Origin of the sequence: Sinomonas terrae (assembly GCF_022539255.1) — a bacterium.
GTDB classification, from domain to species: Bacteria; Actinomycetota; Actinomycetes; order Actinomycetales; family Micrococcaceae; genus Sinomonas; species Sinomonas terrae.
Genome location: NZ_JAKZBV010000001.1, coordinates 2257699 through 2280563 on the forward strand (window position 1 = coordinate 2257699; position 22865 = coordinate 2280563).

General features: G+C 70.4%; 23 protein-coding genes, 1 tRNA gene, 1 pseudogene and 1 other annotated feature. Of the genes and pseudogenes, 9 read left to right on the forward strand and 16 right to left on the reverse strand.

The window, feature by feature from the left end; all coding sequences use genetic code 11:
• Positions 1-6 precede the first annotated feature (6 nt).
• The 10 genes from L0M17_RS10530 to L0M17_RS10575 all read right to left on the reverse strand — a co-directional run bounded on the left by L0M17_RS10530 (position 7) and on the right by L0M17_RS10575 (position 7627).
• The gene (locus tag L0M17_RS10530) at positions 7-1377 is read right to left on the reverse strand and encodes a cytochrome P450 (RefSeq protein ID WP_241053916.1); all 1371 of its coding nucleotides are present in this window, start codon (positions 1375-1377) and stop codon (positions 7-9) included.
• Between the two features lie 58 nt (positions 1378-1435).
• A complete protein-coding gene (locus tag L0M17_RS10535; RefSeq protein ID WP_241053917.1) occupies positions 1436-1906 on the reverse strand; it encodes a hypothetical protein in 471 nt (156 codons plus the stop codon).
• Between the two features lie 92 nt (positions 1907-1998).
• Positions 1999-2934: an ABC transporter substrate-binding protein gene (locus L0M17_RS10540; protein WP_241053918.1), complete on the reverse strand. Its 936-nt coding sequence runs from the start codon at positions 2932-2934 to the stop codon at positions 1999-2001.
• Entirely contained in the window at positions 2931-3797 is an 867-nt protein-coding gene (locus tag L0M17_RS10545; RefSeq protein ID WP_241053919.1) for a class I SAM-dependent methyltransferase, read from the reverse strand. The genes L0M17_RS10540 and L0M17_RS10545 overlap by 4 nt, the downstream gene beginning before the upstream one ends.
• Positions 3794-5404, reverse strand: a complete 1611-nt coding sequence (locus L0M17_RS10550) for a radical SAM protein (RefSeq protein WP_241053920.1) — start codon at positions 5402-5404, stop codon at positions 3794-3796. The genes L0M17_RS10545 and L0M17_RS10550 overlap by 4 nt, the downstream gene beginning before the upstream one ends.
• Complete coding sequence (locus L0M17_RS10555) at positions 5401-5796, reverse strand: hypothetical protein (RefSeq protein WP_241053921.1); 396 nt, start codon at positions 5794-5796, stop codon at positions 5401-5403. The genes L0M17_RS10550 and L0M17_RS10555 overlap by 4 nt, the downstream gene beginning before the upstream one ends.
• Positions 5793-6113, reverse strand: coding sequence for a DUF427 domain-containing protein (locus L0M17_RS10560; protein WP_241053922.1), 321 nt, complete (start codon positions 6111-6113; stop codon positions 5793-5795). Before L0M17_RS10560 ends, L0M17_RS10555 begins: the two co-directional genes overlap by 4 nt.
• A gap of 11 nt (positions 6114-6124) precedes the next feature.
• Entirely contained in the window at positions 6125-6916 is a 792-nt protein-coding gene (locus L0M17_RS10565; protein ID WP_241053924.1) for a Crp/Fnr family transcriptional regulator, read from the reverse strand.
• On the reverse strand, positions 6913-7371 hold the full coding sequence (locus tag L0M17_RS10570; RefSeq protein WP_241053926.1) for a hypothetical protein: 459 nt from the start codon (positions 7369-7371) through the stop codon (positions 6913-6915). Before L0M17_RS10570 ends, L0M17_RS10565 begins: the two co-directional genes overlap by 4 nt.
• A gap of 103 nt (positions 7372-7474) precedes the next feature.
• Positions 7475-7627: a hypothetical protein gene (locus L0M17_RS10575; RefSeq protein ID WP_241053927.1), complete on the reverse strand. Its 153-nt coding sequence runs from the start codon at positions 7625-7627 to the stop codon at positions 7475-7477.
• Positions 7628-7730: 103 nt separating this feature from the next.
• On the opposite strand from L0M17_RS10575, the gene L0M17_RS10580 reads away from it, so the two are divergent.
• A protein-coding gene (locus L0M17_RS10580) for an IS3 family transposase (RefSeq protein WP_241053928.1) occupies positions 7731-8950 on the forward strand; the annotation gives its coding sequence in 2 pieces (ribosomal slippage) (positions 7731-8010 and positions 8010-8950; 1221 coding nt in all).
• Positions 8009-8122 (forward strand) — a sequence feature (AL1L pseudoknot). It overlaps the preceding gene by 114 nt.
• A 33-nt stretch (positions 8951-8983) precedes the next feature.
• Here L0M17_RS10580 and L0M17_RS22915 read toward each other — a convergent pair.
• Positions 8984-10147, reverse strand: a pseudogene (locus tag L0M17_RS22915) (dihydrolipoyl dehydrogenase family protein); the annotation flags it as partial.
• A gap of 71 nt (positions 10148-10218) precedes the next feature.
• On the opposite strand from L0M17_RS22915, the gene L0M17_RS10590 reads away from it, so the two are divergent.
• From L0M17_RS10590 to L0M17_RS10610, 5 genes are all read left to right on the forward strand, one after another.
• On the forward strand, positions 10219-10872 hold the full coding sequence (locus L0M17_RS10590) for a class I SAM-dependent methyltransferase (RefSeq protein ID WP_241056404.1): 654 nt from the start codon (positions 10219-10221) through the stop codon (positions 10870-10872).
• A 133-nt stretch (positions 10873-11005) separates the two neighbouring features.
• Positions 11006-11383 (forward strand): DUF427 domain-containing protein, encoded by a 378-nt coding sequence (locus L0M17_RS10595; protein ID WP_241053929.1) that lies wholly within the window; start codon positions 11006-11008, stop codon positions 11381-11383.
• Positions 11384-11430: 47 nt separating this feature from the next.
• Entirely contained in the window at positions 11431-12786 is a 1356-nt protein-coding gene (locus L0M17_RS10600; protein WP_241053930.1) for a dihydrolipoyl dehydrogenase family protein, read from the forward strand.
• Between the two features lie 64 nt (positions 12787-12850).
• Positions 12851-13738 (forward strand): prolipoprotein diacylglyceryl transferase, encoded by an 888-nt coding sequence (gene lgt, locus L0M17_RS10605; RefSeq protein ID WP_308196855.1) that lies wholly within the window; start codon positions 12851-12853, stop codon positions 13736-13738.
• Between the two features lie 86 nt (positions 13739-13824).
• A complete protein-coding gene (locus L0M17_RS10610; protein ID WP_241053933.1) occupies positions 13825-14613 on the forward strand; it encodes a DUF427 domain-containing protein in 789 nt (262 codons plus the stop codon).
• A 314-nt stretch (positions 14614-14927) separates the two neighbouring features.
• On the opposite strand, the gene L0M17_RS10615 is transcribed toward L0M17_RS10610, so the two are convergent.
• Positions 14928-15131 (reverse strand): trehalase-like domain-containing protein, encoded by a 204-nt coding sequence (locus tag L0M17_RS10615; RefSeq protein WP_255731871.1) that lies wholly within the window; start codon positions 15129-15131, stop codon positions 14928-14930.
• Between the two features lie 472 nt (positions 15132-15603).
• On the opposite strand from L0M17_RS10615, the gene istA reads away from it, so the two are divergent.
• Positions 15604-17127, forward strand: a complete 1524-nt coding sequence (gene istA, locus L0M17_RS10620; RefSeq protein WP_241053337.1) for an IS21 family transposase — start codon at positions 15604-15606, stop codon at positions 17125-17127.
• A gap of 81 nt (positions 17128-17208) precedes the next feature.
• Positions 17209-17994: an IS21-like element helper ATPase IstB gene (gene istB / locus L0M17_RS10625; RefSeq protein ID WP_255731779.1), complete on the forward strand. Its 786-nt coding sequence runs from the start codon at positions 17209-17211 to the stop codon at positions 17992-17994.
• A 222-nt stretch (positions 17995-18216) separates the two neighbouring features.
• Here the strand turns inward: istB and trxA are convergent, their stop codons facing one another.
• A complete protein-coding gene (trxA, locus tag L0M17_RS10630) occupies positions 18217-18540 on the reverse strand; it encodes a thioredoxin (protein ID WP_241053934.1) in 324 nt (107 codons plus the stop codon).
• 489 nt (positions 18541-19029) lie between these two features.
• On the opposite strand from trxA, the gene L0M17_RS10635 reads away from it, so the two are divergent.
• Positions 19030-19113: transfer RNA gene (locus L0M17_RS10635), tRNA-Leu, on the forward strand.
• A 72-nt stretch (positions 19114-19185) separates the two neighbouring features.
• Here the strand turns inward: L0M17_RS10635 and L0M17_RS10640 are convergent.
• Genes L0M17_RS10640 through L0M17_RS10650 form a run of 3 tightly spaced genes read right to left on the reverse strand, consistent with a single transcriptional unit; the run spans position 19186 to position 22799 of the window.
• Positions 19186-20064 carry a MaoC/PaaZ C-terminal domain-containing protein gene (locus L0M17_RS10640; protein WP_241056405.1) on the reverse strand — a complete coding sequence of 293 codons (879 nt, stop codon included), beginning with the start codon at positions 20062-20064 and terminating at the stop codon, positions 19186-19188.
• 41 nt (positions 20065-20105) lie between these two features.
• Positions 20106-21485 (reverse strand): 3-oxoacyl-ACP reductase, encoded by a 1380-nt coding sequence (locus tag L0M17_RS10645; protein WP_241053935.1) that lies wholly within the window; start codon positions 21483-21485, stop codon positions 20106-20108.
• 9 nt (positions 21486-21494) lie between these two features.
• Positions 21495-22799 (reverse strand): acetyl-CoA C-acetyltransferase, encoded by a 1305-nt coding sequence (locus tag L0M17_RS10650; protein ID WP_241053936.1) that lies wholly within the window; start codon positions 22797-22799, stop codon positions 21495-21497.
• Positions 22800-22865: the final 66 nt, after the last annotated feature.

Genomic DNA, 22865 nt, shown 5'->3' on the forward strand with positions numbered 1-22865 from the left:
CACTGCTCAGGGCGGGGAGCCCTGCCCAGGGCGTCCGCCGCGCGCGGCCGTGTGCATTGGGGCCCTCCGGCGCCGGATGACGGCGGCGCTTCCCCGCGACGGGACCAAGACCGTGCCCAGGAGTCTCGCCGTCTCGACGCAGGGCGAGGCCGGCGAGAGGGTGACTGCGCTGACCACCTCGGTGAGCACGGCCTCCATCTGCACTGCCGCGAGCTCTGCGCCGAGGCAGTGGCGGCGCCCGCCGCCGAAGGGGACCCAGTTCCGTCCTCCCCGGTGGCGGGCGCCGAGGAAGCGGTCTGGCCGGAAGGCGTCTGGGGCGTCCACCCGCCCGTCGTTGTCGTGGACCAGCAGGGGCGCGACCACGACCAGCGTCCCGGCGGGGACGCGGAAGCCTGCGAGCTCCATCGGCGTGGTGAGCTCTCGGACCGCATCTAGGACGGGCGGACGCCAGCGCAGCACCTCCCGCACGAACGCGTCGAGGTGACGGGAGTCCTGCCCGTCAACGGAGCCGGCGAGGAGCCGGGCGGCTCCCGGGTGGCGGGCGAGGCGCTCGAGCGCCCAGCCCAGTGCTGCGGCTGTGGTCTCGTAGCCTGCCAGCAGCAGGGCGGTCAGTTCGTCGTTCATCGCCTCCTGGCCGATGCGGGACCCGCTGTCCCGCTCGTGCCCGATGAGCAGCGAAAGCACGTCGCTGCCTCCAAGGGGCTCCGCCGAACGGCGGGCATCGATGATCGGTGCGAGGATGGCGTCCACCCGGGACTGGCGGCGCCGCGAGCGGCGCGAGAGCCAGGAGCGCACTGCGCCGTCGCCCACCGGCGACATCCAGGTCCGTGCCAGGGCGGATGGGCCGTTCATGCCGGTAATCGCACGATGCAGCCTCTGGACCGTCTCGGAGTCATCGATGCCCAGGACGGCGGTGGCCATCGTGGCGAAGACCACCTCCTGCATGCGGGGAAGCAGCGCAATCGGCCTTCCCTCTGCCCAGGTCCGGATCTCCCGCCTGGCGTTCTCGGCGGCGAGGGTCCGGAGCCGCTCCAGGCTCTCTCCGTGGAATGCCGGTCCCAGGAGGCGCCGGCGGTCCTGATGGGCGCTGCCGTCCTGCCGCAGGACGCAGGCGGGTCCGAGTACGGGCAGCACCCGCCCGGTCGCGGTGCCGGCCTCAGCCGCGCGCGGGTCGCTGAGGAGGGCCTGCCGCGCCGTCGAAGGATCGCCGAGGACCAGGATCGGCCCGACGGCCGGGAGCCTGACCGTGAAGGCGTCCCCGTGCCGCCTGGCCCACCTCCGCAGCTGCCCGACGGGGTCGTACCAGAGCAGCACGTCCTGAATGAGCGCCGGCAGCCGGACGGCCGGGACCCTGCCGATGGATTGCGGTCGGCCCATGGGGAGGTGTCTCCGGACTCCGTTCAGGGCGCCGGCGCCCGCGCGCAGGCAGGGCACCCTAGGGTTCCAGTGCGCGCAGGACGGCGTCGGCGGCGATCGCGTAGCCCAGGTGCGGAAGGATGTCGCTGGCCCAGTCGGCCGCGGACCAGGTCCTGGGATCGGTGACCTTCAGCACGGTCATCGGCGCGTTGGCCGCGAGCAGGACCACACCGGTGGTTGCCGCGATCCCCACTGCCCTTCCGGGCCTCCAGCCGAGGGCACGGGCGCCGGCGGCCAGGACGCCGGTGCCGACGCCCGCCGCGAGGCCCAGGAGCGGCCCGATCCCGGCGGCCCTGTTCTGCTGCTGCTCTTCGTCGCCGGGGATGTGCATGCCCACTGCACGGGCGAGGCGCCGGGCGGACTCCTCCGGGGTGCTGCTGGCGGGCCTGGCCCTGACGGCCATGTCCAGGTAGGTGATCGCGTTCAACACGGTGGTGCCGGCCGCCCCGGCCGCGGCCCCTGCAGCGACGGTCCGCAGGATGGCGTTCATCGTCTTCTCCTCTCGCCTGAAGGCCCACACAGCCGCGCCCCCGCGGTGATCGGGCCCGTCTCCCCAGGACCCAAATGGCTGCCCCGGACTCCTCAGCCGGCGAGCCCCTTCTCCTTCAGCCACGCGTCCGCGGCAGCCTTCGGGTCCTGCTTGGCGCTGCCCGAGACCTCCTCGTTGAGCTTGACGAGGTCCGCCGTGGTCAGCGTCGCCTGGACCTTGTCCAGCACGCCCTTCGCCTTGTCGTTGACCCGGTCGGTGCGCACGAGGGGCACGACCTGCTGGGCGGCGAAGTCGTTCTGCGGATCCTCGAGCGTCACGAGGTGGTTCTGGGAGGTGAGCGGCGAGGTCGTGAACACGTCCGCGGCCTGGATCTGGTTGTCCAAAAGCGCCTTGATGGTCACGGGGCCGCCGCCATCGCTGAGAGGGACGAACTGCTTCGGCGTGCAGCCGTACTTGGCCTTGAGCCCGGGCAGGCCCTGCGGGCGGTCCTTCGCCTCGGGCGGCATGCCGAGGGCGATCTGGTCGCAGACCTTCCCGAGGTCGGCCAGCGTCTTGAGGCTGTACTTGTCCGCAGTGGCCTGGGTGACCACGATGGAGTCCTTGTCCTCCGCGTTGGCGGCATCCAGGACGGCGAGCCCCTTGGGGGTCACGGCGGGGAGCGCCTGCATGACGTCCGCCGCGCTCACGGCGGTGGCGTTCTTGTCGAAGTAGCGCAGGAGGTTGCCCGAGTAGTCCGGGACGAGGTCGATGGAGCCGTCCTGGAGCGCCTTGACGTACACCTCGCGGGAGCCGATCCCGGTCTTCGTGGTCGCCTGCACGCCGGCGCCGTTGAGCGCCCCGGCGTAGACGTCGGCGAGGATCTCGCTCTCGGTGAAGTTGGCCGAGCCCACCACGATCGGGCCGCCCGCGACGGCCTGGCCGGAGGCGGGGGCCGTGGAGAGGGGGCTGCTCGACCCGCCGCACGCGGACAGGACGAGGGCTGCAACGGGCACGGCCGCGAGGGCGGCTAGGCGTGTAGAGATGGTCACGGGCGGGTTCCTCCTGCGGTCGGGCGGCTGGGCTGGGTCGTGCTCGTCTGGGGTTTGCGGGCGGTGATGAGGCTGTAGCCGATCGTGCCGGAGCTGATCTCGGCCCGCACTGTGCGGGCGTACGGGCGCACGGCCGCGGGTTCGATGCCGGCCGAGGCGAGTGCGTCCGGGGCCGCCATGGCCAGGACGGCGAGGCGGGCCTCGATCTGGTCGAGCATCCGGGCGATGGCGGGGCTCTGGTCCTCTGGGCGGTCGGCGGCGAGCCCTGCCGCTTCGAGCAGCCCGGCGTAGCCTTCGGGGCTTCGGGCGTCGGCGATGCAGGCGACCCATGCGGCCATCCCGGTCAGGGGCTCGGGGAGGCGGCCCCCGCGGACGGTGACGTCGGTGATCCCGGCTTTGCCTCCGGGGACGAGGACGCGGGCGAATTCGGCTGCGGCGCGGGACTTGTCCGGGAAGGTGCAGAGGGCGCACTCGCATACGAGCGCGTCGAACGATCCGTCCTCGAACGGGAGGTCCTCGGCGTCCGCGACCGAGAAGGTCGCCAGATGGCCCAGGCCTTCCCGGGCTGCTGCCGACCTCGCCTGCTCGACCTGCCGGGCACCGAGGTCGATCCCGGCCACGGTGCAGCCGAACTCCCTGGCGAGCAGCAGCGCCGTCGTTCCCTGCCCGGAGGCGACGTCCAGCACCCGGGTCCCGGGTCCGAGGCCCAGGGCGCGGGCGAGGCGGCGGGTGAGCGCCGCGCCGCCGGGGTGGTAGCTCGGCCCCAGCAGCAGCGCGACCGCGTCGGCGCCGTACCCGGCGGCGCAGCAGGCCTTCGCGGCCTCCGGGTCGGCGGCGGGCAGCTGCCCGCCGGGGGTCGTCATCGGCGCACCGCCGGCATCCCCAGGTTCGTCTGGGACGGGTGGCTCCCTGTCCCCGCTCCGTCGGCTGAGGGCCGTCCGCCGTCGGCGGCGGTCTTGGACCCGTACGGTGTCGGGGCGAGGAGGTGCTGGATGCCGGCGGCGTTGGGGGCGACGTCGGCGACCGCGACACCGGACATCTGGGAGCGGACCTGTTCGCGGTAGCCGACCGAGTTGTAGGCGCAGAACGGGATGAGCCTCCCGTCGGGGGTGATCTCCTCGACGCAGCACTTCATGAGCTGCTTGACGTTGAGGGTGTAGGGGTCCTGAAAGTCCTGGACGACGATCATGAACGCCTTCTCTCCCAGGTCCTGGGCGGCGGCGGGGAGGTCGATGCCGCAGCTGGCGCATTCGAGCTCCGCGGCCGTGGTCGCCAGGCTCCGGGCGGTGGTGTCGGAGCCCATGCCGGCCGACGCGCTCCAGAGGGCCTCGAGCGCGGCGCGGACATCGGGGTCGGGCAGGACCCGGTTGGTGACGTAGTCCATGTACTCGTCGAGGTCGATCAGCCGCGGGATCGGCACCACGTTGGTCCCCTCCTCGGTCCTGTCCACCAGGAGGTAGGTGATGGAGCGGCAGGTCGGGAAGCAGCACGGGACGGGGAAGAAGTCCTCGGGGACGAACCAGTCCGAGCACTGCTCGGCCACGAGCCGGATCACGTCCGGGTTGGTGAGCCGGTTCAGCGGGTCGAACTCGTGGTGGCGCCCGGAGTGGGTGACCGGCTGGAAGGCGACCGAGCGGACCGCGGGGTGCTCGATGCCGAACCGGACGATGTCCCCGACCTCGTGCTCGTTCAGCCCCCGTTCGACGGCCGCGACCAGGGTGACCGGGAGTCCTGCCTCGGCGCAGTTGTCCAGGGCGCGGCGCTTGCGCTCTAGGAGGTTCTTCCCCCGCAGGGCGAGATGGGTCTGCTCGTCGAATCCGTCGAACTGCAGGTAGACGCTCACGGTCTTCCCGGGCCTGCGGTTGCGCTCCCCGAGCGCGGCGACGAAAGCCTTGTCTGTGGCGAGGCGGATCCCGTTGGTGTTCAGGGTGACGGTGCGGATGGGACGCTCCTGGGCGAGGTCGATGAAGGCCAGGATGTCCCTGTGGATGGTCGGCTCCCCGCCGGAGAGCATGACGACCTCGGGCTCGCCCTCGGCGGCGACGAACGCGTCCAGCATGGTGGCGCACTGCTCCCGGGTGATCGAGTAGCCGTCGGGCTGGTGGCCGGAGTCCGCGAAGCAGATGGGGCAGTCGAGGTTGCAGCCGGTGTTGACCTCGATGATGCCCAGGCAGGCGTGCTGCTTGTGCGCCGGGCACAGGCCGCAGTCGCTGGGGCAGCCCTCGGCGACCTCGGTCTGCGTGGTCAGGGGCAGGGTGCCGGGCTTGTTGTACTTGCCCGAGGAGAGGTAGGCCTCGGCGTCGCTGTAGACGAGCGCCTCGAACTCGCCGTGCTCCCGGCAGCGCTTGCGGAGGTAGACCTTCCCCTCGCGGATGTTGACCTCGGCGTCCAGAACGGTCTTGCAGACCGGGCAGATGCTCTTGGTGTACTCGACGAAGACTTCGCTGCGGGTCGTGCGTTCGATGCTCATGAGGCGAGGTTTCCTAACCAGGTCGTGATCCAGTACAGGGCGGTGTAGGTGGCCAGGCCCGCGGCGAGGGCGGCGGCGATGCCCTTCCATGCGGCGCGGACCCCCGTTCGGGTGCAGGCCCGGCGGCGGCGGAGGATCCACCAGACCAGGCCCGCGGTCACGGCGAGGCCGGCGATGCGGAAGGCCCAGCTCCAGCTGTCATAGAGGTCCGTAGCGAGCGCGAAGGCCGTGGCTGCGCTCATCGCGCCGGCCAGGGCCAGGACCGTGGGACCGACGCAGCACAGGATCGCGGCCACGCCGCCGGCTACCCCTGCCCACCACAGCCCCTTCCCCGGCGAGGGGGCGCGGGCGACGACGCGCTCGGCGGCGTCCGCCGCTCGGGGCCCGCTCACCTGGCGTCTTCCCGGACGGTGATCCCGGTGCCCTGCTCGAAGGCGACCATGCCCTTGATCCGGCGGGCCAGCGGGGAGGGCTTCGGGTAGGACCACGCGGCGTTGGGCAGGCGGATGCCGTCGACGGTGGCGTGGTGGTAGCGGGCGATGCCCTTCCAGAAGCACAGGGTCCGCAGTCGGCTGTCCGAGAGGACGCCGGACCGGAGGGAGTCGGGAGGGAAGTAGAAGTTGCCCTCCAGGAACACAGTGTGCCCGGAACGGGCGATGCAGGTCTCCCCGTACCAGGCGGTGACCGTGGGCTGCGCTTCGGGTGCCACGGGGTCTCCTCTCATGCGGTGCCGCGGGCGATGGCCCGCAGCCTGACGGGGTCGATGAGGGTGATCCGTCCCCGGCCCTGGCGGATGAGGCCTCGGGAGGCGAAGTCGGAGAGGATCTTGCTCGTTGCCTCGCGGGTGGCGCCCAGGAGTCCTGCGACCTGCTCGTGGGTGAGCCGGATGGTGGGGGCGCGCCCGAACCGGGCCGAGGAGGGCCATTGGGCCATGCCGAGCAGGGTCGAGGCGACCCGGGCGGGCAGGGGGCGCAGGGCCAGGTCGGAGAGGCGGCCTTCGAGCTCGGCGACGCGTTCGCCCAGCAGCCGGGAGATCCGCACGGCGATGCGGGGGTCGGAGAGCAGGAACCGCTCGACGTCCTCCACGCCGAGGTGGCAGACCATGGAGTCCTCGATGGCCTCGGCATAGCTGTCGTACATGCGCTGGCCGACCAGGACCATCTCCCCGAACACCGCGCCGGGTTCGAGGATTGCCATGGTCAGGGCCTTGCCGTCCTCGGCCACGCGGAACACCCGCACTCGCCCGGTCTTGAGGATGAACAGGGCCTTGACCGGCTGGGCCTGGCTGTAGAGGAGCTCGCCGCGGCGGAAGAGCTTCGCGGGGGCCATCATGTCCATCTCGCGGATCTCTGCCGCGGACAGGTCGGCGAAGAGGTCCACTTCGTTCAGGCACGCGAACGTTCCGCCGTCGGCCAGGAGGGCCTCCAGCGGGTCGGTCTCGCGCGCCTCCGGGGACCAGGGCTTGGCCTTGGCGGCCCCGGAGGCGAGCTCGTCACGGCACTCGTCGTTCACGAGTGCGCCTTCCGGATCATCGCCGTGGCGACCAGGGCGAGGATGAGCCCGTAGACCAGGTGTCCCATGAGGGACATCATGACAGTCGCGTTCAGGGCGAACACGGGCATTCCGAGCATCATCGGCATGGCCAGGAGCGGGCCGATGATCCACAGCACGACCCCGTAGACGAGCCCGGTGATGGTGCCCTTGCCCCAGGAGCGCAGGTAGATGCTGAAGAACAGGGACAGGATCAGGCCGTAGACGACCGAGATGACCAGGTGGATCCCGAAGCCGACCCATGCGGAGTGGGAGCCGACCATGGAGGCGATGGTGGGGAGCATGCCCATCATGGCCATGAGCATCCCGAACACCAGGCCGCCGGCGAGGCCGCCGACGGCCCCGGCTGCCGCCCTGCGTCCCAGGGAGGTGTAGTCGGAGGAGGCTGCGCGGAAGATGGGGTGCGATGCGGACATTGTGTGGGCCGCCTTTCCGTTGGCTTGATTCGTTCTGACAGTGCCGACGCTACGCACCCGGGGGCGGGGCGTTCTGTGAACGAGTGCACACAGCGGACAGAGATCATCGGGTCCGGGCGATGGCCCGCCGCAGGGCGAGGAGAAGGCGGGCCGCTGCCCGCGCGGGCGGGGCGTCGAGGCCGGCCAGGCGGGCCTGGATCGCCGCTGACCAGAGGCCGTCGCTGTGTGTGGGGTAGGCGTGCACGGCCCCCGCCACGTGCTGGGCCTTCAGGCCCGCGTGCACGGCCAGGGAAAGCTCGCCGAGGGTTGATCCGCACCGGGTTTGATGGAGAGATCGATGACCCGGAAGGATTTCTCTCATGTCAGCACCGCGGAAGTACCCGGCCGAACTGAAGGAGCGCGCGACGCGCATGGCCTTGGAGGCCCGCGCCGATCCCGCGACCAGGGTCGGGGCGTACAAGCGGATCGGGGAACAGCTGGGGATCCATCCCGAGGCGCTGCGGACGTGGGTGCGCGAGACGGAGGTCGACGAGGGGCTGCGACCGGGGACGACCAGCACTGACGCTGCCCGGATCGCCGAGCTCGAGCGGGAGAACCGCGAGCTGCGCCGGGCGAACACGATCCTGAAGCAGGCCTCGGCTTTCTTCGCGGCGGAGCTCGACCGCCCGTCGAGGTGATGTGCGCCTTCGTCGAGGAGCACCGCGACGAGCACGGGGTCGAGCCGATCTGCCGCGTCCTGCAGATCGCCCCGAGCACCTACTACGCCCACCGCACCCGCCAGCCCTCCGCGAGGGCGCTGAGGGATGCCGGGCTGGCCGAGAAGATCCGCACCGTGCATGAGGAGAACTACGGCGTCTACGGGGTCCGCAAGGTCCATGCTGCCCTGAACCGTGAGGGCATCCCGGTGGCGCGCTGCACCGTCGAGCGGCTCATGCGCGCCGAGGGCCTGCGCGGGATCAGCCGCGCCAAGGGCCCGCGCACGACACGTCCGGCCCCCGAGACGGCCCGCCCCGCCGACCTGGTCGAGCGCCGGTTCACCGCGGAGGCGCCGAACCGGCTCTGGGTCGCGGACATAACGTATGTGCGCACCTTCGCCGGCTGGGTCTACGCGGCGTTCGTCCTGGACGTCTTCGCCCGCCGGATCGTGGGCTGGCAGGTCTCCACCAGCCTCTACACCGAACTAGCCCTCGACGCCCTGCAGATGGGCATCTGGGCCCGCACCAGGGACGGGGCCGACCTGGCCGGTCTGGTCCACCACTCCGACCGCGGGGTCCAGTACCGGGCCATCCGCTACACCGAGCGCCTCGCCGAGGCCGACGCGGTCGCCTCCGTCGGCTCGCGTGGGGACAGCTACGACAATGCCATGGCCGAGGCCCTGAACTCCCTGTTCAAGGCCGAGCTGGTCCGCAACAGAGGCCCCTGGCGCGACATCAACCACCTCGAGATCGCCGTGGCCGAATGGGTCGACTGGTACAACCACCGGCGCCTCCACGGCGAGCTCGGCCACGTCCCCCCCGCCGAATACGAAGCGGCCCATGCCGCACCAGCCCAACAGCCAGAACCCACGAAAACCAACTAAAAAGTACTCCATCAAACACGGGGCTTGACAGGTCTCCCCGGCGCGCGGGCCCACGATCGTTCCCCCGAGGATGCGTCCCGAGCGGTCCAGGGCGATCCGGGTGAACCCCCTCGGGTCGGCGTCGGCGACAGCGCGGTCCACGCGGGTGTGCGGGACCGTCAGGGTGCGCGGAGCACCTGCCGCTGTGGGCTGGCCGACTGCGGCGACCTCGGGGGCGGTGAATGCCACCCTCGGCTCGGGGATGGACCCGGCCTTCCGGCGGGTGCCCAGGACGGCGTTGGCCGCCGCGGCTGCCGCGTGCACCCCTGCCGTGTGCGTGTGCCGGCTCCTGGCGGTGACGTCTCCGGCCGCCCACACCCGGGGGTTGGTGGTCCGCAGTGTCTCGTCGGTGACCGCGTGGCCGCGCCCGTCGAGGCGGATCCCGGCCTCGACGAGCCCGATCCCGTGGGTCCGCGGGGCCTTCCCGGTCGCGGCGAGGAGATGTGTGTAGGGCACCTTGGTGCCTCCCGCGGTGCGCAGCGCCCAGCCTGCCCCGTCCTGGGAGACGGCGACGGCGCGGTCTCCGGCGAGCACCCGCACGCCGTCCGCTTCGAGGGCGTCCCGCACGAGGGCGGAGGCGTCCGGGTCCTCCCCCGGCAGCAGCCGGGGTGCCGAGGCGACGACCGTGACCTCGGACCCGAGGCGGGCGAAGGCCTGGGCGAGCTCGCAGCCCACGGGGCCGCCGCCGACCACCGCGAGGCGCTCCGGGAGCCCGGCAAGGGACCAGAGCGTCTCGCTCGTGAGGGCTCCGCAAGGGCCCAGACCCTCGAGGGAGGGGAGGGCGGGTGCTGCGCCGGTGGCCAGCAGGACCGTCAGGGAGGGCAGCCGCCGCCCCTCGAGGCAGACGGTCCCGTCCGGGTCCAGGACGGCGAGTCCGTGCAGGACGCGCACGCCCGCCTCCTCGAGGGCCTCGGGCGAATCGTGTGGCTCGATCGCGGCGATGGCGGCCCTCGCCCTTGCCATCGCGACGTCGAAGCCGAGCCCGTCGCGGGCTGCGGCGATGAGGGCCTTGGACGGCACGCACCCCGTGTAGAGGCACTCCCCGCCGGTCCTGGCCGCCTCCACCAGCGCCACCCTGGCACCGAGCCGGGCTGCGGTCTGAGCCCCGATCAGCCCCGCGGTCCCGCCGCCGACCACCACCAGGTCGAATCCCGCCATCAGTGCCGTCCCTTCATGCTCTCGCGATCCGTGCCCTGCCCCACCATGGCACGGGCGTGCAACGATGGCCTGTGACCGCCGCGGACCGCTACCAGTCCTTCGCCCGCCTGTACGACGTTCTCGCCGGCGAGCCCGTCTACCGGACTGGCCGCCTGCGCGGCATCGCCGGACTGCGCCTGCGCCCCGGCCAGGCCGTGGTCGACGCCGGCTGCGGGACCGGGCTGAACTTCGCCCACCTCGAGGCGGCCCTGGGCCCGGGCGGGCGCATCGTCGGCATCGACGCCAGCTGCGCGATGCTCGACCAGGCACGCAAGCGGATCCGGCGCGCGGGCTGGGCGAACATCGACCTCGTCCACGCAGACCTCACCGCCATCGCCCCGACCAACCTCGCCGACCTCGTCCACGAGGCCGCCCCGCAGGTCGACGCAGTGCTGGCCACCTACTCCCTCTCCGTGACGGGGGACGCCGCGGCCGCATGGGAGCGGATCCTGGCACTGTGCGCGCCCGGCACCAGGGTCGCCGTCGTGGACATGCAGCTGCCCACCGGGCCGGCCGCGGCCCTCGCACCCATCGCGGCCCTGGCCTGCCGCCTCGGCGGCTCCGATCCCTCCGCACACCCCTGGACCCTCCTCGAACACGACACCCCGGACACGGAGGCCTCCTCCCTGCGCGGAGGCCACATCCAGATCCGGGCGGGAACCCCCAGCCGGTCACCCCAGCCCTGAGCCGCCCAGCATCCGGCATCAGCGCACCACGGGCAAGGATCCTGTCTCTGCAATGCAGGACACAGACCACCCGCGCACGTTCAAGTACGGTCGCCGGGGAACAGAGCGCCGGCAGAGGAGAAGGAGCGAGACGATGAGCACCACCAACCGGACGTACCAGGCGGTCTGGAACGGGAAAGTGCTGGCCGAATCCGACCGCACGGTCCAAGTCGAAGGGAACCAGTACTTCCCGCCCGAGTCGATCAACGCCGAGTACCTCCGCCCCAGCACCCACACCACCGTCTGCCCCTGGAAGGGCACCGCGAGCTACTACACCATCGAGGCCGACGGGCGGAGGAACCGCGACGCCGCCTGGTACTACCCCTCTCCGAGCCCGGCGGCCCGGCAGATCAAGGACCACGTCGCCTTCTGGAAGGGCGTGCGCGTCATCGAAGCAGGGACGCGCCAGCCCGAGAAGGCGGCCTCTGGCAGCGGCCTCCTCTCCCGGCTGTTCGGCCACGGCGAGGACTGAGGCGGGGCGGGGAAATGACAGTTGAAGGCACGAGGGAGGAACTGAGCATGGCAGAGCAGGCAGACGTCATCGTCATCGGCATGGGACCCGGCGGGGAAGCCGCCGCGGCCCGACTGGCCCGGTCCGGGGCCTCCGTGGTCGGGATCGAGAAGAACCTGGTCGGAGGAGAATGCCCCTACTACGGGTGCATCCCATCGAAGATGATGATCCGCGCGGCCGACTCCCTCGCCGAGGCCCGCCGGGTCCCGGAGCTGGCCGGGACGTCCCAGGCAGTCCCCGACTTCGCCACCGTCGCCCAGCGCATCCGCGACGAGGCCACCGACGACTGGGACGACACCGTCGCCGTCGAGCGCTTCGAGAAGGCCGGCGGACGCTTCGTCCGAGGCACTGCACGGATCACCGGCCCGAAGACGGTCAGCGTCGACGGGCAGGACTTCGAAGCCTCCCGGGCGATCCTGCTCAACACCGGCACCGACCCCGCCGTCCCACCCATCCCCGGCCTGGCCGGCACCCCGTACTGGACCAACCGCGAGGTCATCGCCGCCAAGGACGCCCCCGAATCCCTGATCGTCCTGGGCGGTGGGCCCATCGGCCTCGAACTCGCCCAGGCCTTCGCGCGCTTCGGCACCCGCATCGAGGTCCTCGAAGCCCTCGACACCCTCCTTCCCCTCGAGGAGCCCGAAGCCAGCCGGCTCGTCGAAGACGTGCTCCCCGCCGAAGGTATCGGCATCCACACCGGAACCCGGGCCGAATCCATCGAGCACGACGGGACCGCGTTCACCGTCCGGGCCGGCGGCCGGACGTACACCGCCGAGCGGCTCCTCGTCGCCACGGGCCGCAGGGTCGACTTCGATGCCCTAGGGCTCGCCTCCATCGGGGTCGACACCGGCGCCCGCTCCGTCCCCACGGACGAGCACCTGCGCATCATCGACGGCGTCTACGCCATCGGCGACATCACCGGGCATGGCGCCTTCACCCACGTCTCCATGTACCAGGCCGGGATCGCCGCCAGCCACATCCTGGGCGAGGAGACCGCCGGGGCGGAATACCATGCCGTGCCCCGGGTGACCTTCACCGACCCGGAGGTCGGCGCCGTCGGCCTCACCGAACGTCAGGCGCGCGAGAAGGACCTCGAAGTCGCGACAGCGACCGCCCAGATCCCCTCCTCCGCCCGGGGGTGGATCCATAAGGCTGGCAACCAGGGCCTGATCAAGCTCGTCGCCGATGCGGAGCGCGGCATCCTCGTCGGCGCGACTTCCGCCGGCCCCACCGGCGGAGAGGTCCTGTCCATGCTCACCCTCGCCGTCCACGAACGCACCCCGATCCGGCGGCTGCGGGAGATGATCTACGCCTACCCCACCTTCCACAGGGCGGTCGAAGACGCCCTCGGGAGGCTGCCATGATGAGCCACCAACAAGCCCGGCCAGCAGGACCGGCTGAGAACACCCGGGTTCCCCGATGATGTCCATGTCGGTTCCCACGTACATCCCGTCGCCGAACGTCAACGCGGTCAAGATCGGCCCGCTCTCGATCCACTTCTATGCGCTGTGCATCCTCGCGGGCATCGCCGTGGCGCTCTGGCTCACGAGCCGCCGCTGGGTGAACCGCGGAGGCAGACCGGGCCAGGTCCTCGACATCGCGCTCTGGGCGGTGCCGTTCGGCATCGTCGGCGGGCGCATCTACCACGTCATCACCGACCCCGAGATCTACTTCCTGCCCGGCAGGAACCCGTGGAACGCGTTCGCCATCTGGGACGGCGGCCTCGGGATCTGGGGCGCCATCGCCCTCGGCGGCCTGGGGGCTTGGATCGGCTGCCGGCGAGCCAAGGCGAGCCTTCCCGCCTTCGCCGACGCGCTCGCCCCGGGACTCCTGTTCGCCCAGGCGCTCGGGCGCCTCGGCAACTGGTTCAACAATGAGCTCTACGGGGACCCGACCACGCTGCCCTGGGGCCTCCAGATCCATCAGATGGACCCAGCCACCGGCGCCGCCGCCCTGGGCTCGGACGGAACCCCGATCGTCCTCGGCTACTTCCAGCCCACGTTCCTCTACGAAGCCGTGTGGTGCACGCTCGGCGGATTCGCGATCATCTTCGCGTCCCGCCGGTTCCGCCTGCCGCGCGGGGCCGAGTTCTCGCTCTACGTCATGCTGTACACGGCTGGCCGCTTCGTCATCGAGCTCATGCGCTCGGACTACGCCAATCTGATCCTCGGGCTGCGGGTCAACACCTGGGTCGCCGGGCTCGTCTTCCTCGGCGGCGCGGCATTCGCCCGAGTGATGCTCAGGTCGCGGACGGCGCCGCGGGCCGAGACCGACGTGGCCGCGCAACCCGAGGAGCAGGGGGCTGGCCTTGCCTAGGGCCACCGCCCGAAGCCGGACGCAGACCCCATCCCACATGAGACGGGACGGACAGGAACCACCGACAGCGGAAAGGACCACCGGCCATGGCCGTTCAGATGCAGGAAGAGATGCGCAGGCTCCAGGGGCAGCTGCGCTACGAGCCGACGGCGAAGCGTATCCGCGCTGAGGCAGCGGGCCGAACCCTGGTCGACTCCCGCCGGGCAATCCTGGTCTGGGAAGCCCACCGGGTCATCCCTGGCTACGCTGTGCCCGAAGAGGACATTGCGGCCGAGGCGGCACCTGCCGCCGGCGCGGGGCCTGTCTCGGCATTCGGCCGGAGCCACGGCCCCGGGCAGGAACTGACCCTGTGGGGCTCCGGATTCGCCCTGCCTGCCGCCGCGTTCAGGCCCGACGACCCGGACCTCTCCCAGTTCCTGCTGCTGGATTTCGGGGCCTTCGACCGGTGGAGGGAAGACGGGCAGGACATCGAGGGCCACCCGCGCGACCCCTTCCACCGCGTCGACGCCCGACCGGGCTCCCAACGGGTTCGAGTCGAGTTCAACGGCATGGTCCTCGCCGAGAGCACCAGCCCGGTGCTGGTCTACGAGACAATGCTCCCCGTGCGGACCTACCTTGCGCGAAGCGACGTGGACTTCGCTCTCCTGGAGCCGTCTGAGCGCACCAGCCTCTGCCCGTACAAGGGACGCGCGTCCTACTGGTCCGTCCGCGGCGCCGACCCCCGGGGTCGGAACATCGCCTGGAGCTACGAGCAGACACTGCCCGACGCGGGACACCTCAAGGACCTGATCGCCTTCTACAACGAGCGCGCCGAGATCCGCTCCGAGGACGCGACGAGCCCAGAACAGGCCCCGGCCCGCAATACCGTTGCCTGAGCACCCACCCGCAGCGCCCGGCCGCCCCGCCATCGGCGGGGAGGTCACGGCTCCTTCCAGCCGCTCCGCCACCAACCGGCTCCTCCAAGGACTCAAAGACGAAGGCTGGGGCCCTGCCGCATGGGTGCGCTTCCTGGGCAGGGCCGCCCTGCGCTCCGGCCGGGAAGCAATCAACCATTCCCCGGCCCTGGCCGAGGCAACGATCCTGCACACCGCATTCGGCGCTTTCCGCCCCTCCGCGCGGCAGGCACTGGGTCGCCGCAAGCTGGCTCCTGTCCGTCACCCACCTCGGCATGCTCGAAGAACGCAGCAGCCTAGGAGTCGCGGGTTGTGCGCAACGTCTCGCGATCGGGACGGATGGACCAGAACCCTGCCCCGGCCCCAAGCAGTCGGCCGAAGACGGCGGGGCTGTCGAAATGGGGGAAGCACAGCCAGTCAATGGATCCGTCCGAGCTGACCAGGGCAGCGGACCGGCAGTCCGAGATCAGGGCGTAATCCGAGATGGGGCAAGGTTCCATCTATTCCGCCTTCCTTAGGGATCTCGGAGCTGACCAGGGCAGCGGACCGGCAGTCCGAGATCAGGGCGTAATCCGAGATGGGGCAAGGTTCCATCTATTCCGCCTTCCTTAGGGATCTCGGAGCTGACCAGGGCAGCGGACCGGCAGTCCGAGATCAGGGCGTAATCCGAGATGGGGCAAGGTTCCATCTATTCCGCCTTAGGGATCTCGCTCGCGGCAGATCTGTGGCCCAAGCCCGCTGCACCGCGCCCGGAATGCCAGACTGCACCCGCAGGTGTCGTCCGCCGCGTAATTCCTCACTCGTAGGTCGGTTCTCGCCACGGATTTCCCCACCTTGAGCGGTGGTTCGCCACGGAATTCCCATGGGGATGACGTCACGCGCCGCCGGTGCCTTGTCCGAGAGCCTTGCCTCGGGTCCGATGGTCGGGCCGGAGGCGGGGTTCGTGGTTTGGCGCGTAGGAGTGTGGCAGCGATGGATCTGATCGAACTGTTCATGCACTGGGACGCGGGCCGCTCGAAGAGCGAGCTGGCAGTGTCGTTGGGCATGGACCGCAAGACTGTGGCGAAGTACCTTGCCCCGGCCGAGGCCGAGGGCCTGTCCCCGGGGCTCGGGCTGAACGCCGAGGAGTGGCGGGACATGGTCGCGGGCTGGTTCCCGACGGTGGTGGACGGGAGGCTGCGGCAGGTCTCCTGGCCGGAGTTCGACGCCCGCATCGAGTGGGTCAGGGAGCAGCTGGAGGCCGGGGTCGCCGGGGCCGTGGTCCACCAGCGCCTCGTGGACGAGCACGGGGTGAACGCCTCGCAGCGCTCGTTCTACCGCTGGCTGGCCGCGACCCTGCCCGATGCCGGGCGGGCGGGGCGGAAGCCCACGGTGCTCAAGCCCCCGTCCGCGCCGGGAGAGCTCGGCGAGGTCGACTATGGCATGCTCGGGCACTGGCGCGACCCGGAGACCGGCAGGGGCCACCGGGTGTGGGCGTTCGTGCTCACGCTGCCGTTCTCGAAGCTGCCCTTCGTCTATCCCACGACCCGGATGGACCAGACGGTGTGGACGAACGCGCACGTGGCCGCGTTCGAGCTCTTCGAGGGCGTCCCGCGCCGGATCACCTCGGACAACCTCAAGGCCGGGGTCATCAGGCCCGACCTCTACGACCCCAAGCTCAACCGGGCCTACGCCGAGCTGGCCGAGCACTACGGGACCCTGCTGGACCCGGCCAGGGGGAACAGGCCCAAGGACAAGCCGCACGTGGAGCGGATGGTCCAGTACGTGCGCGGCTCGTTCTGGGCCGGCAGGTCCTTCACCTCGATGGCGCAGATGCGCGCCGAGGCCGTGCGGTGGTGCCGCGACGTCGCCGGGGCCCACAAGCCCAGGGCCCTGGCCGGGCAGACGTCCTGGGAGGTCCTGGCCGCGGTGGAGCGCCCGGCCCTGGTCCCGCTGCCGCCCCGCAGGCTCGAGCCCGCCGAGTGGCGCACCGCCATGGTCGGATCGGACTGCCACGCCTCGGTCAAGGGGGTGCTCTACTCGGTGCCCTACCAGCTCGTCGGGACCCGCCTGGACGTGCGGCTGAGCGGCACGACGGTCGAGTTCCACCTCGACGGGGCGATCGCGAAGGTCCACCCCAGGATCGCCAAGGGACGCCAGACCGACCTGTCCGACTACCCGCCCGCGGCCGCAGGGTTCTTCACCCGGGACGCGGCATGGTGCCGGGAGAATTCTTCCCTGATCGGCCCTGCCGCCGCGGCCCTGGTCGAGGGGCTGCTGGAGGAGCCGGCGGTGCACCGGATCCGCGCCGCGCAGGGCATCATCCGCCTCGCCGGCACCCACCGCCCCGAGGCGGTGGAGACCGCCTGCGCCGCGGCGATCGCGGCCGGGGACCCGACCCTGAAGACCGTCCGGGGCCTCCTGACCGCAGGCGTGACCGTCCTGCCCGTGCGCTCCAACGGCGACAACGGCGCCGGCGCCTACCTCCGCGGCCCCGGCGCCTTCACCGCCAGCTGAACCCCGCAGACGCGAACGCATGCCCCCGGCCGGCGTGCCGGCCGGGGGCGCGCGCCCATCACGACGAAGAGGAGAACCACCATGACCACCACGCCCAGCACCGCCCCGGCCCTTCCAAGCCCCGCGGGAGCCGACCGCACCCAGCTCGCCGCCTCCCTGCGCACCCTGCGCCTCTCCGGGATGCTCGACTCCCTCGAGAACCGGCTCGCCCAAGCCGCCGAGGGCCAGCTCGGGTTCCTGGACTTCCTCCAGGCCCTGTGCCTGGACGAGATCAACCGCCGCGACTCCGCGGCATTGGAGCGGCGCACCAGGGCCGCGAAGTTCGAATCCGACGGCAGGATCGAGAACTTCGACTTCACCGCCGACCCCGGCATCCCCGCCGCCCGGATCCGCGACCTCGCCAACGCCGAATGGGTCCGCACCGGCCAGCACGTGATCATCAGCGGCGCCGTCGGCTCCGGCAAGACCCACATCGCCACCGCGTTCGGGCACCAGGCCATCCGGGCCGGGCACACCGTCCGGTTCGCCGCCACCTCCCGGGTCCTGGCCGACCTCGCCGGCGGGCACGCGGACGGGAGCTGGGCCCATCGCCTGCGCGCCTACACCAAGCCCGACCTGCTGATCCTGGACGACTTCGCGATGCGCGAGTTCACCCCGGCCCAGGGCGACGACCTCTACGAGATCGTCAACGAGCGCCCCGCCCGCTCCATCGTCGTCACCACCAACCGGGCACCCCAGGAGTGGTACCCCCTGTTCCCGAACCAGGTCGTCGCCGAGTCCCTCCTGGACCGGCTCGTCAACAACGCCTACCAGATCACCATCCAGGCCGGCTCCTACCGGGCGCGGCGACGACCCGCCACGCACTGACCCAGAACAGGACAGAAACGCCTGCCCTAAACAGGCGCCGCCAAAGCCGTCAGCGAGGCACTCTCAGGGCTCCCTGCTCACGCCGTCGTCCGGCTACCATCGCATCAGGCACTGGGGAATTCCGTGGCGAAAGCCCTGGGGAATTCCGTGGCGGTCGACACGCAGGAGGACCGCGGCCGCCCCCATGCGGGCTGGTTCTCGGAGCCTACCGATCGGGACCGCCTAGCGCAGGTACTCGGCGAATTCCCGCTCGAGGTGCTCCTTGGGACGAGCGCCGACCACAGAGACCCTCTGCACCCCGCCCTCGAACAGAAGGACGGAGGGAATGGATGTGATTCCGTACCGGGCGGACGTCTCAGGGCTCTCGTCAACATTCACCTTCACCACCTCCACCTTTTCGCCGTGATCGGCCGCCAGCTGCTCCAGAACTGGGGAGAGCATGCGGCAGGGGCCGCACCACTCTGCCCAGAAATCCACGATCACCGGCTTGGCCGAGCCGAGCACCTCGGTGTCGAAGGACGCATCGGTCACTGATCTCGTTGCCATGACTGTCTTCCCTTCCTCGGCGAGCTGTGCGCTTTGCCCTGCGGGGGGCAGCTTTCACGGTATGCCGCAAGGAGAGTCGAATCTGTGTCCACGCGTACACAAGGGAGATCCGCAAGCGGTGGGCTCGGGCTGCGAGCGGGTAGCCAATGGCCCTGAGCGCTGCTAAAAGTGCTAACTCAGGTGCTAAAGGTCGTGTACGTTGAGGTATCCGAACGTAATTATCCACAGGTTACATGGCGTGGATCGTTGATTTTCTGCGGCAGAACGCGCACCAGTGGTTTCGGGCGCGAGAGGGCGCGGAGGAGTTCAAGTCCCCCTCCGCGCACAGTGGAATGCCCCGGTCTTTCGACCGGGGCATTCGCGTTTTTCAGACGGTTCCGGTCGCCTCGCCGCGGAGCCGGATGGCGGAAGAAGACACCGGAATGGTGTAGAGTATTTACTCGTTGCCCCGGAGAAACACCGAGTGCGTGATGACTCCGGCGACCACCTGCGCGGGTGGCGGAATGGCAGACGCGCTAGCTTGAGGTGCTAGTGCCCGATTAGGGCGTGGGGGTTCAAGTCCCCCTCCGCGCACAGTCGAATGCCCCCGGTTCTGAGACCGGGGGCATTCGTTTTTTCCCAGAGAGGGAACGGTGCCCGCCGGCATCAGAGCCGGGCGACAGTCCCGCTGAAGTGTCGCCGCCCCGACGACGGGCTCCACCCCACGAATTCCGACCGTTCCCACACGCCGTCGTCGTCGGCGAGGTCCTTGATGTTGAGGCACACTCGTGTTGGAAGGAAAACGGGCGCCTCGAACGTCACAGCCCACTCGAAGGTGTCGCCCTTCTGCGGCCCCACCTCGGCCAGAGCACGCGAGGCCGTGTACATTCCGTGCGCGATTGAACGCCGCATGCCGAGGGCACGAGCCGAAATGGAGCTCAGGTGGATCGGGTTGAAGTCGCCCGAGACGGCGGCGTACTCGCGGCCGGTCTCGGAGCCAAGACGCCACAGGGCCGTCGGAAGAGGCGCGCGGAACTCACCGCGCTCGCCGTTCAGTCCGGGCTTGTCGAGGCCCGGCAGGTAGACGCCTTTGGCGAGATAGGTCGATATGCCGCGCCACGCGACGTCGTCGTTCCCTGCGTGGTGCACCTCGACGACGAGCTCGACCTGGGTCCCTGAGCGATGGCCCGTAAGGTTCTCGGCCCAGGCCGTGACTTCGAGGAGGTCGCCGTAGAAGATCGGGACACGGTATTCGACGTGATTGCTCAAATGCACCATGCCGAGCAGAGGGAGCGGGAAGTCGTCCCGGCCCATGACTGACATCGCCGCCGGAAATGCGAGCGTATGGATGTAGCCCGCGGGTGCCATATCGCGCTTCGTCTCGCCTAGGAGCGCCTGATACTCGGTCATCCTGTTCAGGTCAGGCCGTACGCCGGAGATGTGATGCCGTGCCTTGGGAAGGGACGCTCTCGCGGTCGCCTTGCCCACGAGCTTCTTCGCTGCGTCGCGGGCTGCAGCGACATACAGCCTCGACAGCGAGGGCATCTCGGGGAGCTCGACAGTCTCGAGACCACGAGCTGGCGCGCTCACTGGCCCATCCAGTTCTGACCGCAGACGCGCAGCACGTTTCCGGAGATGCCGGCAGCGCCGTCCGAGGCGAGGAAGGCAATGGCCTCGGCGACGTCCTGGGGGCGGCCGCCCTGCTGGAGCGAGTTGAGACGGCGGGCCACCTCGCGCATAGCGAAGGGAATCCTGGCTGTCATCTCAGTCTCGATGAACCCCGGGGCGACGGCGTTGGCCGTCCCGCCGCGCGCTGCCAGCCGTGCCGCCGTCGAACGCACCATGCCGATCACGCCCGCCTTGGACGCAGCGTAGTTCGTCTGGCCGCGGTTCCCGGCGATCCCGCTTGTCGACGAGACAGAGACGATGTGCGCACCGTCGCCGAAACCCTCGGAGGCCAAGAGCGAGTCGTTGATCCGCAGCTGGGCGGCAATATTGACCTCGATCACCGAGTCCCATTTCGCCGCATCCATGTTGGCGAGCAGCTTGTCGCGCGTGATCCCCGCGTTGTGGACCACGATGTCCAAGCGCCCGTGGCGGCTGAGGGAGTGCTGGAGAATCTGCTCCCCGGCGTCCGGCCGGGTGATGTCGAGCTGGAGCGCCGTGCCGTGAACCTCATTGGCCACCTGGACCAGGGACTCCCCGGCTGCCGGAACATCCACCGCCACGACCTTCGCACCGTCCCGTGCGAGCGTCTTGGCGATCGCCGCCCCGATGTTGCGCGCGGCACCCGTCACGACCGCGACCTTCCCGTCAAGCGGGCGCTCGGGGTCGGCGGGCAGCTCACCCGCGGACGTACCCACAGTGAGGAACTGGCCGTCGACGAACGCCGAGCGACCCGAGAGCAGGAAGCGCAGCGACCCGAGCACGCTCGGGGCGTCGGCGCGGACATCCTCGGCGAGCAGAATGCCGTTGCCTGTGGCTCCTGCACGGAGTTCCCTCGCGAGCGAGCGGAGGGCGCCCTCGACTCCTTGACGCGCAGCTCCCAGCGCCGGCTCATCCTGGGTCGATGCCCGCCGGGACAGCGTTATGACGCGACCGGAGGGGGCAAGGGACCGAAGCGCATGCCCCGCCGCGAGCAAGGGAGCGCTCAGGTCTTCGGGGCGCTCGATCCCGTCCAGCACGAGCACGATCGCGCCGATCTTTGGCGAGCGCGCGCCGTCGTCCGCTGCTCGGGGCGCGGCCACGTTCGGGGCCCCCTCGCGCCGAACCTCGACTCCCCAGCTTGAAAGGGCAGCTTCAAGCATCCCGGCCGAGGGACCCGAGCCGATCAGGAGTGCCGGTCCGGGCAGAAGGGGGTCGCCAGAACTGTAGCGGCGCAGCTCGACGGGCTGCGGCAGGCCGAGCCGCTTTGCCACGTCGCGGCCCCATCCGCGGCTCACCAGGGCTGTGTACTTGTCAGTCACTCTGCCCCCTCAGCGAGCCTCGAGCACGGCGGCCACGCCGAGCCCCCCGGCAGCACACACGGAGATGAGGCCACGGGCAGGACGCCCGCCGACGGACCCGCGCTCGTGAAGCTGCTTCGCAAGCGCAGCGACGATTCGTCCGCCGGTCGCGGCGAACGGGTGCCCAGCCGCGAGCGACGAACCGTTCACGTTGAGCTTGGCGCGGTCGACCTTTCCGAAAGCCCCGTCGAGGCCGAGCCGCTCACGGCAGAATTCCTCGTCCTCCCAAGCGGCGAGATGGCACAGCACGGTGGAGGCGAATGCCTCATGGATCTCGAAATAGTCGATGTCCTCGAACGTCAGGCCCAGCCGGCCGAGCAGGCGCGGCACTGCAAAGACCGGCGCCATGAGGAGCCCGTCCTTGCCGTGCACGAAGTCGACCGCGGCTGCTTCTCCGTCGACGAGATCTGCCAATATGGGCAAATCGCGCGATTGGGCCCACTCCTCCGAGGCAAGCAGGACGCTCGACGCGCCGTCGCTCAGCGGCGTGGAGTTGCCCGCCGTCATCGTGGCCCGATCCCCGAGCTGCCGCCCGAACACCGTCTTGAGGGATCCCAGCCTTTCCATCGATGTATCGGGTCGCAGGTTCGCGTCGCGGGTGAGACCGCGATACGGCGTGATGAGGTCGTCGAAGAACCCGCGCTCATACGCCTCGGCGAGGTTCCGGTGGCTCGCGAGGGCCAGCTCGTCCTGCGCCTCCCGGCTGATATCCCATTGCGCCGTTGTGAGCGCCTGGTGTTCGCCCATGGAAAGGCCGGTACGCGGCTCATTCGTGCCCGGGGCGACGGGCGCGACGTCCTTCGGACGAACCTTGGAAAGGGCCCTGAGCTTCTGCTGGGCGGTCTTCGCGCGACTGAGCTCGAGCAGGGCATGGCGGAGCCCCTCGCTCACCACGATCGGCGCGTCCGAAGCGCTGTCGACTCCGGCCGCCACCGCGGAATCGATGCGGCCGAGCTTGATCTTGTCCGAGAGGCCGAGCACCGTTTCGAGGCCCGTTGCACAGGCCTGCTGGACGTCATAGGCCGGCGTTTCGGACGAGAGCGCGGAGCCGAGGACAGCCTCACGCGTGAGATTGAAGTCGCGTGAATGCTTGAGGACGGCGCCCGCCGCCACCTCGCCGATCCGCTCGTCCTGCAGGCCATAGCGCGCCACCAGCCCGTCGAGGGCGGCCGTGAGCATGTCTTGGTTCGAGGTCATGGCATAGGCGCCGTTCGCTCGGGCGAAGGGGATACGGTTGCCGCCGACGACGACGGCCTTGCGCAGCGTGGACATCATGCCTCCCTGAAATAGACCGCACGCACGGGCGGCCAGAGGTGTGAGCTGAGTTACCGATACCAAGCG

What these genes read in the sequence shown, in the direction of transcription:
- L0M17_RS10530 (WP_241053916.1), bottom strand. Translation starts at nt 1,377, where the DNA reads ATGGGCCGACCGCAATCCATCGGCAGGGTCCCGGCCGTCCGGCTGCCG.
- L0M17_RS10535 (WP_241053917.1), bottom strand. Translation starts at nt 1,906, where the DNA reads ATGAACGCCATCCTGCGGACCGTCGCTGCAGGGGCCGCGGCCGGGGCG.
- L0M17_RS10545 (WP_241053919.1), bottom strand. Translation starts at nt 3,797, where the DNA reads ATGACGACCCCCGGCGGGCAGCTGCCCGCCGCCGACCCGGAGGCCGCG.
- L0M17_RS10550 (WP_241053920.1), bottom strand. Translation starts at nt 5,404, where the DNA reads ATGAGCATCGAACGCACGACCCGCAGCGAAGTCTTCGTCGAGTACACC.
- L0M17_RS10570 (WP_241053926.1), bottom strand. Translation starts at nt 7,371, where the DNA reads ATGTCCGCATCGCACCCCATCTTCCGCGCAGCCTCCTCCGACTACACC.
- L0M17_RS10595 (WP_241053929.1), top strand. Translation starts at nt 11,006, where the DNA reads ATGAGCACCACCAACCGGACGTACCAGGCGGTCTGGAACGGGAAAGTG.
- L0M17_RS10600 (WP_241053930.1), top strand. Translation starts at nt 11,431, where the DNA reads ATGGCAGAGCAGGCAGACGTCATCGTCATCGGCATGGGACCCGGCGGG.
- lgt (WP_308196855.1), top strand. Translation starts at nt 12,851, where the DNA reads ATGTCGGTTCCCACGTACATCCCGTCGCCGAACGTCAACGCGGTCAAG.
- L0M17_RS10610 (WP_241053933.1), top strand. Translation starts at nt 13,825, where the DNA reads ATGGCCGTTCAGATGCAGGAAGAGATGCGCAGGCTCCAGGGGCAGCTG.
- L0M17_RS10615 (WP_255731871.1), bottom strand. Translation starts at nt 15,131, where the DNA reads ATGGAACCTTGCCCCATCTCGGATTACGCCCTGATCTCGGACTGCCGG.
- istA (WP_241053337.1), top strand. Translation starts at nt 15,604, where the DNA reads ATGGATCTGATCGAACTGTTCATGCACTGGGACGCGGGCCGCTCGAAG.
- istB (WP_255731779.1), top strand. Translation starts at nt 17,209, where the DNA reads ATGACCACCACGCCCAGCACCGCCCCGGCCCTTCCAAGCCCCGCGGGA.
- trxA (WP_241053934.1), bottom strand. Translation starts at nt 18,540, where the DNA reads ATGGCAACGAGATCAGTGACCGATGCGTCCTTCGACACCGAGGTGCTC.
- L0M17_RS10640 (WP_241056405.1), bottom strand. Translation starts at nt 20,064, where the DNA reads ATGCCCTCGCTGTCGAGGCTGTATGTCGCTGCAGCCCGCGACGCAGCG.
- L0M17_RS10650 (WP_241053936.1), bottom strand. Translation starts at nt 22,799, where the DNA reads ATGATGTCCACGCTGCGCAAGGCCGTCGTCGTCGGCGGCAACCGTATC.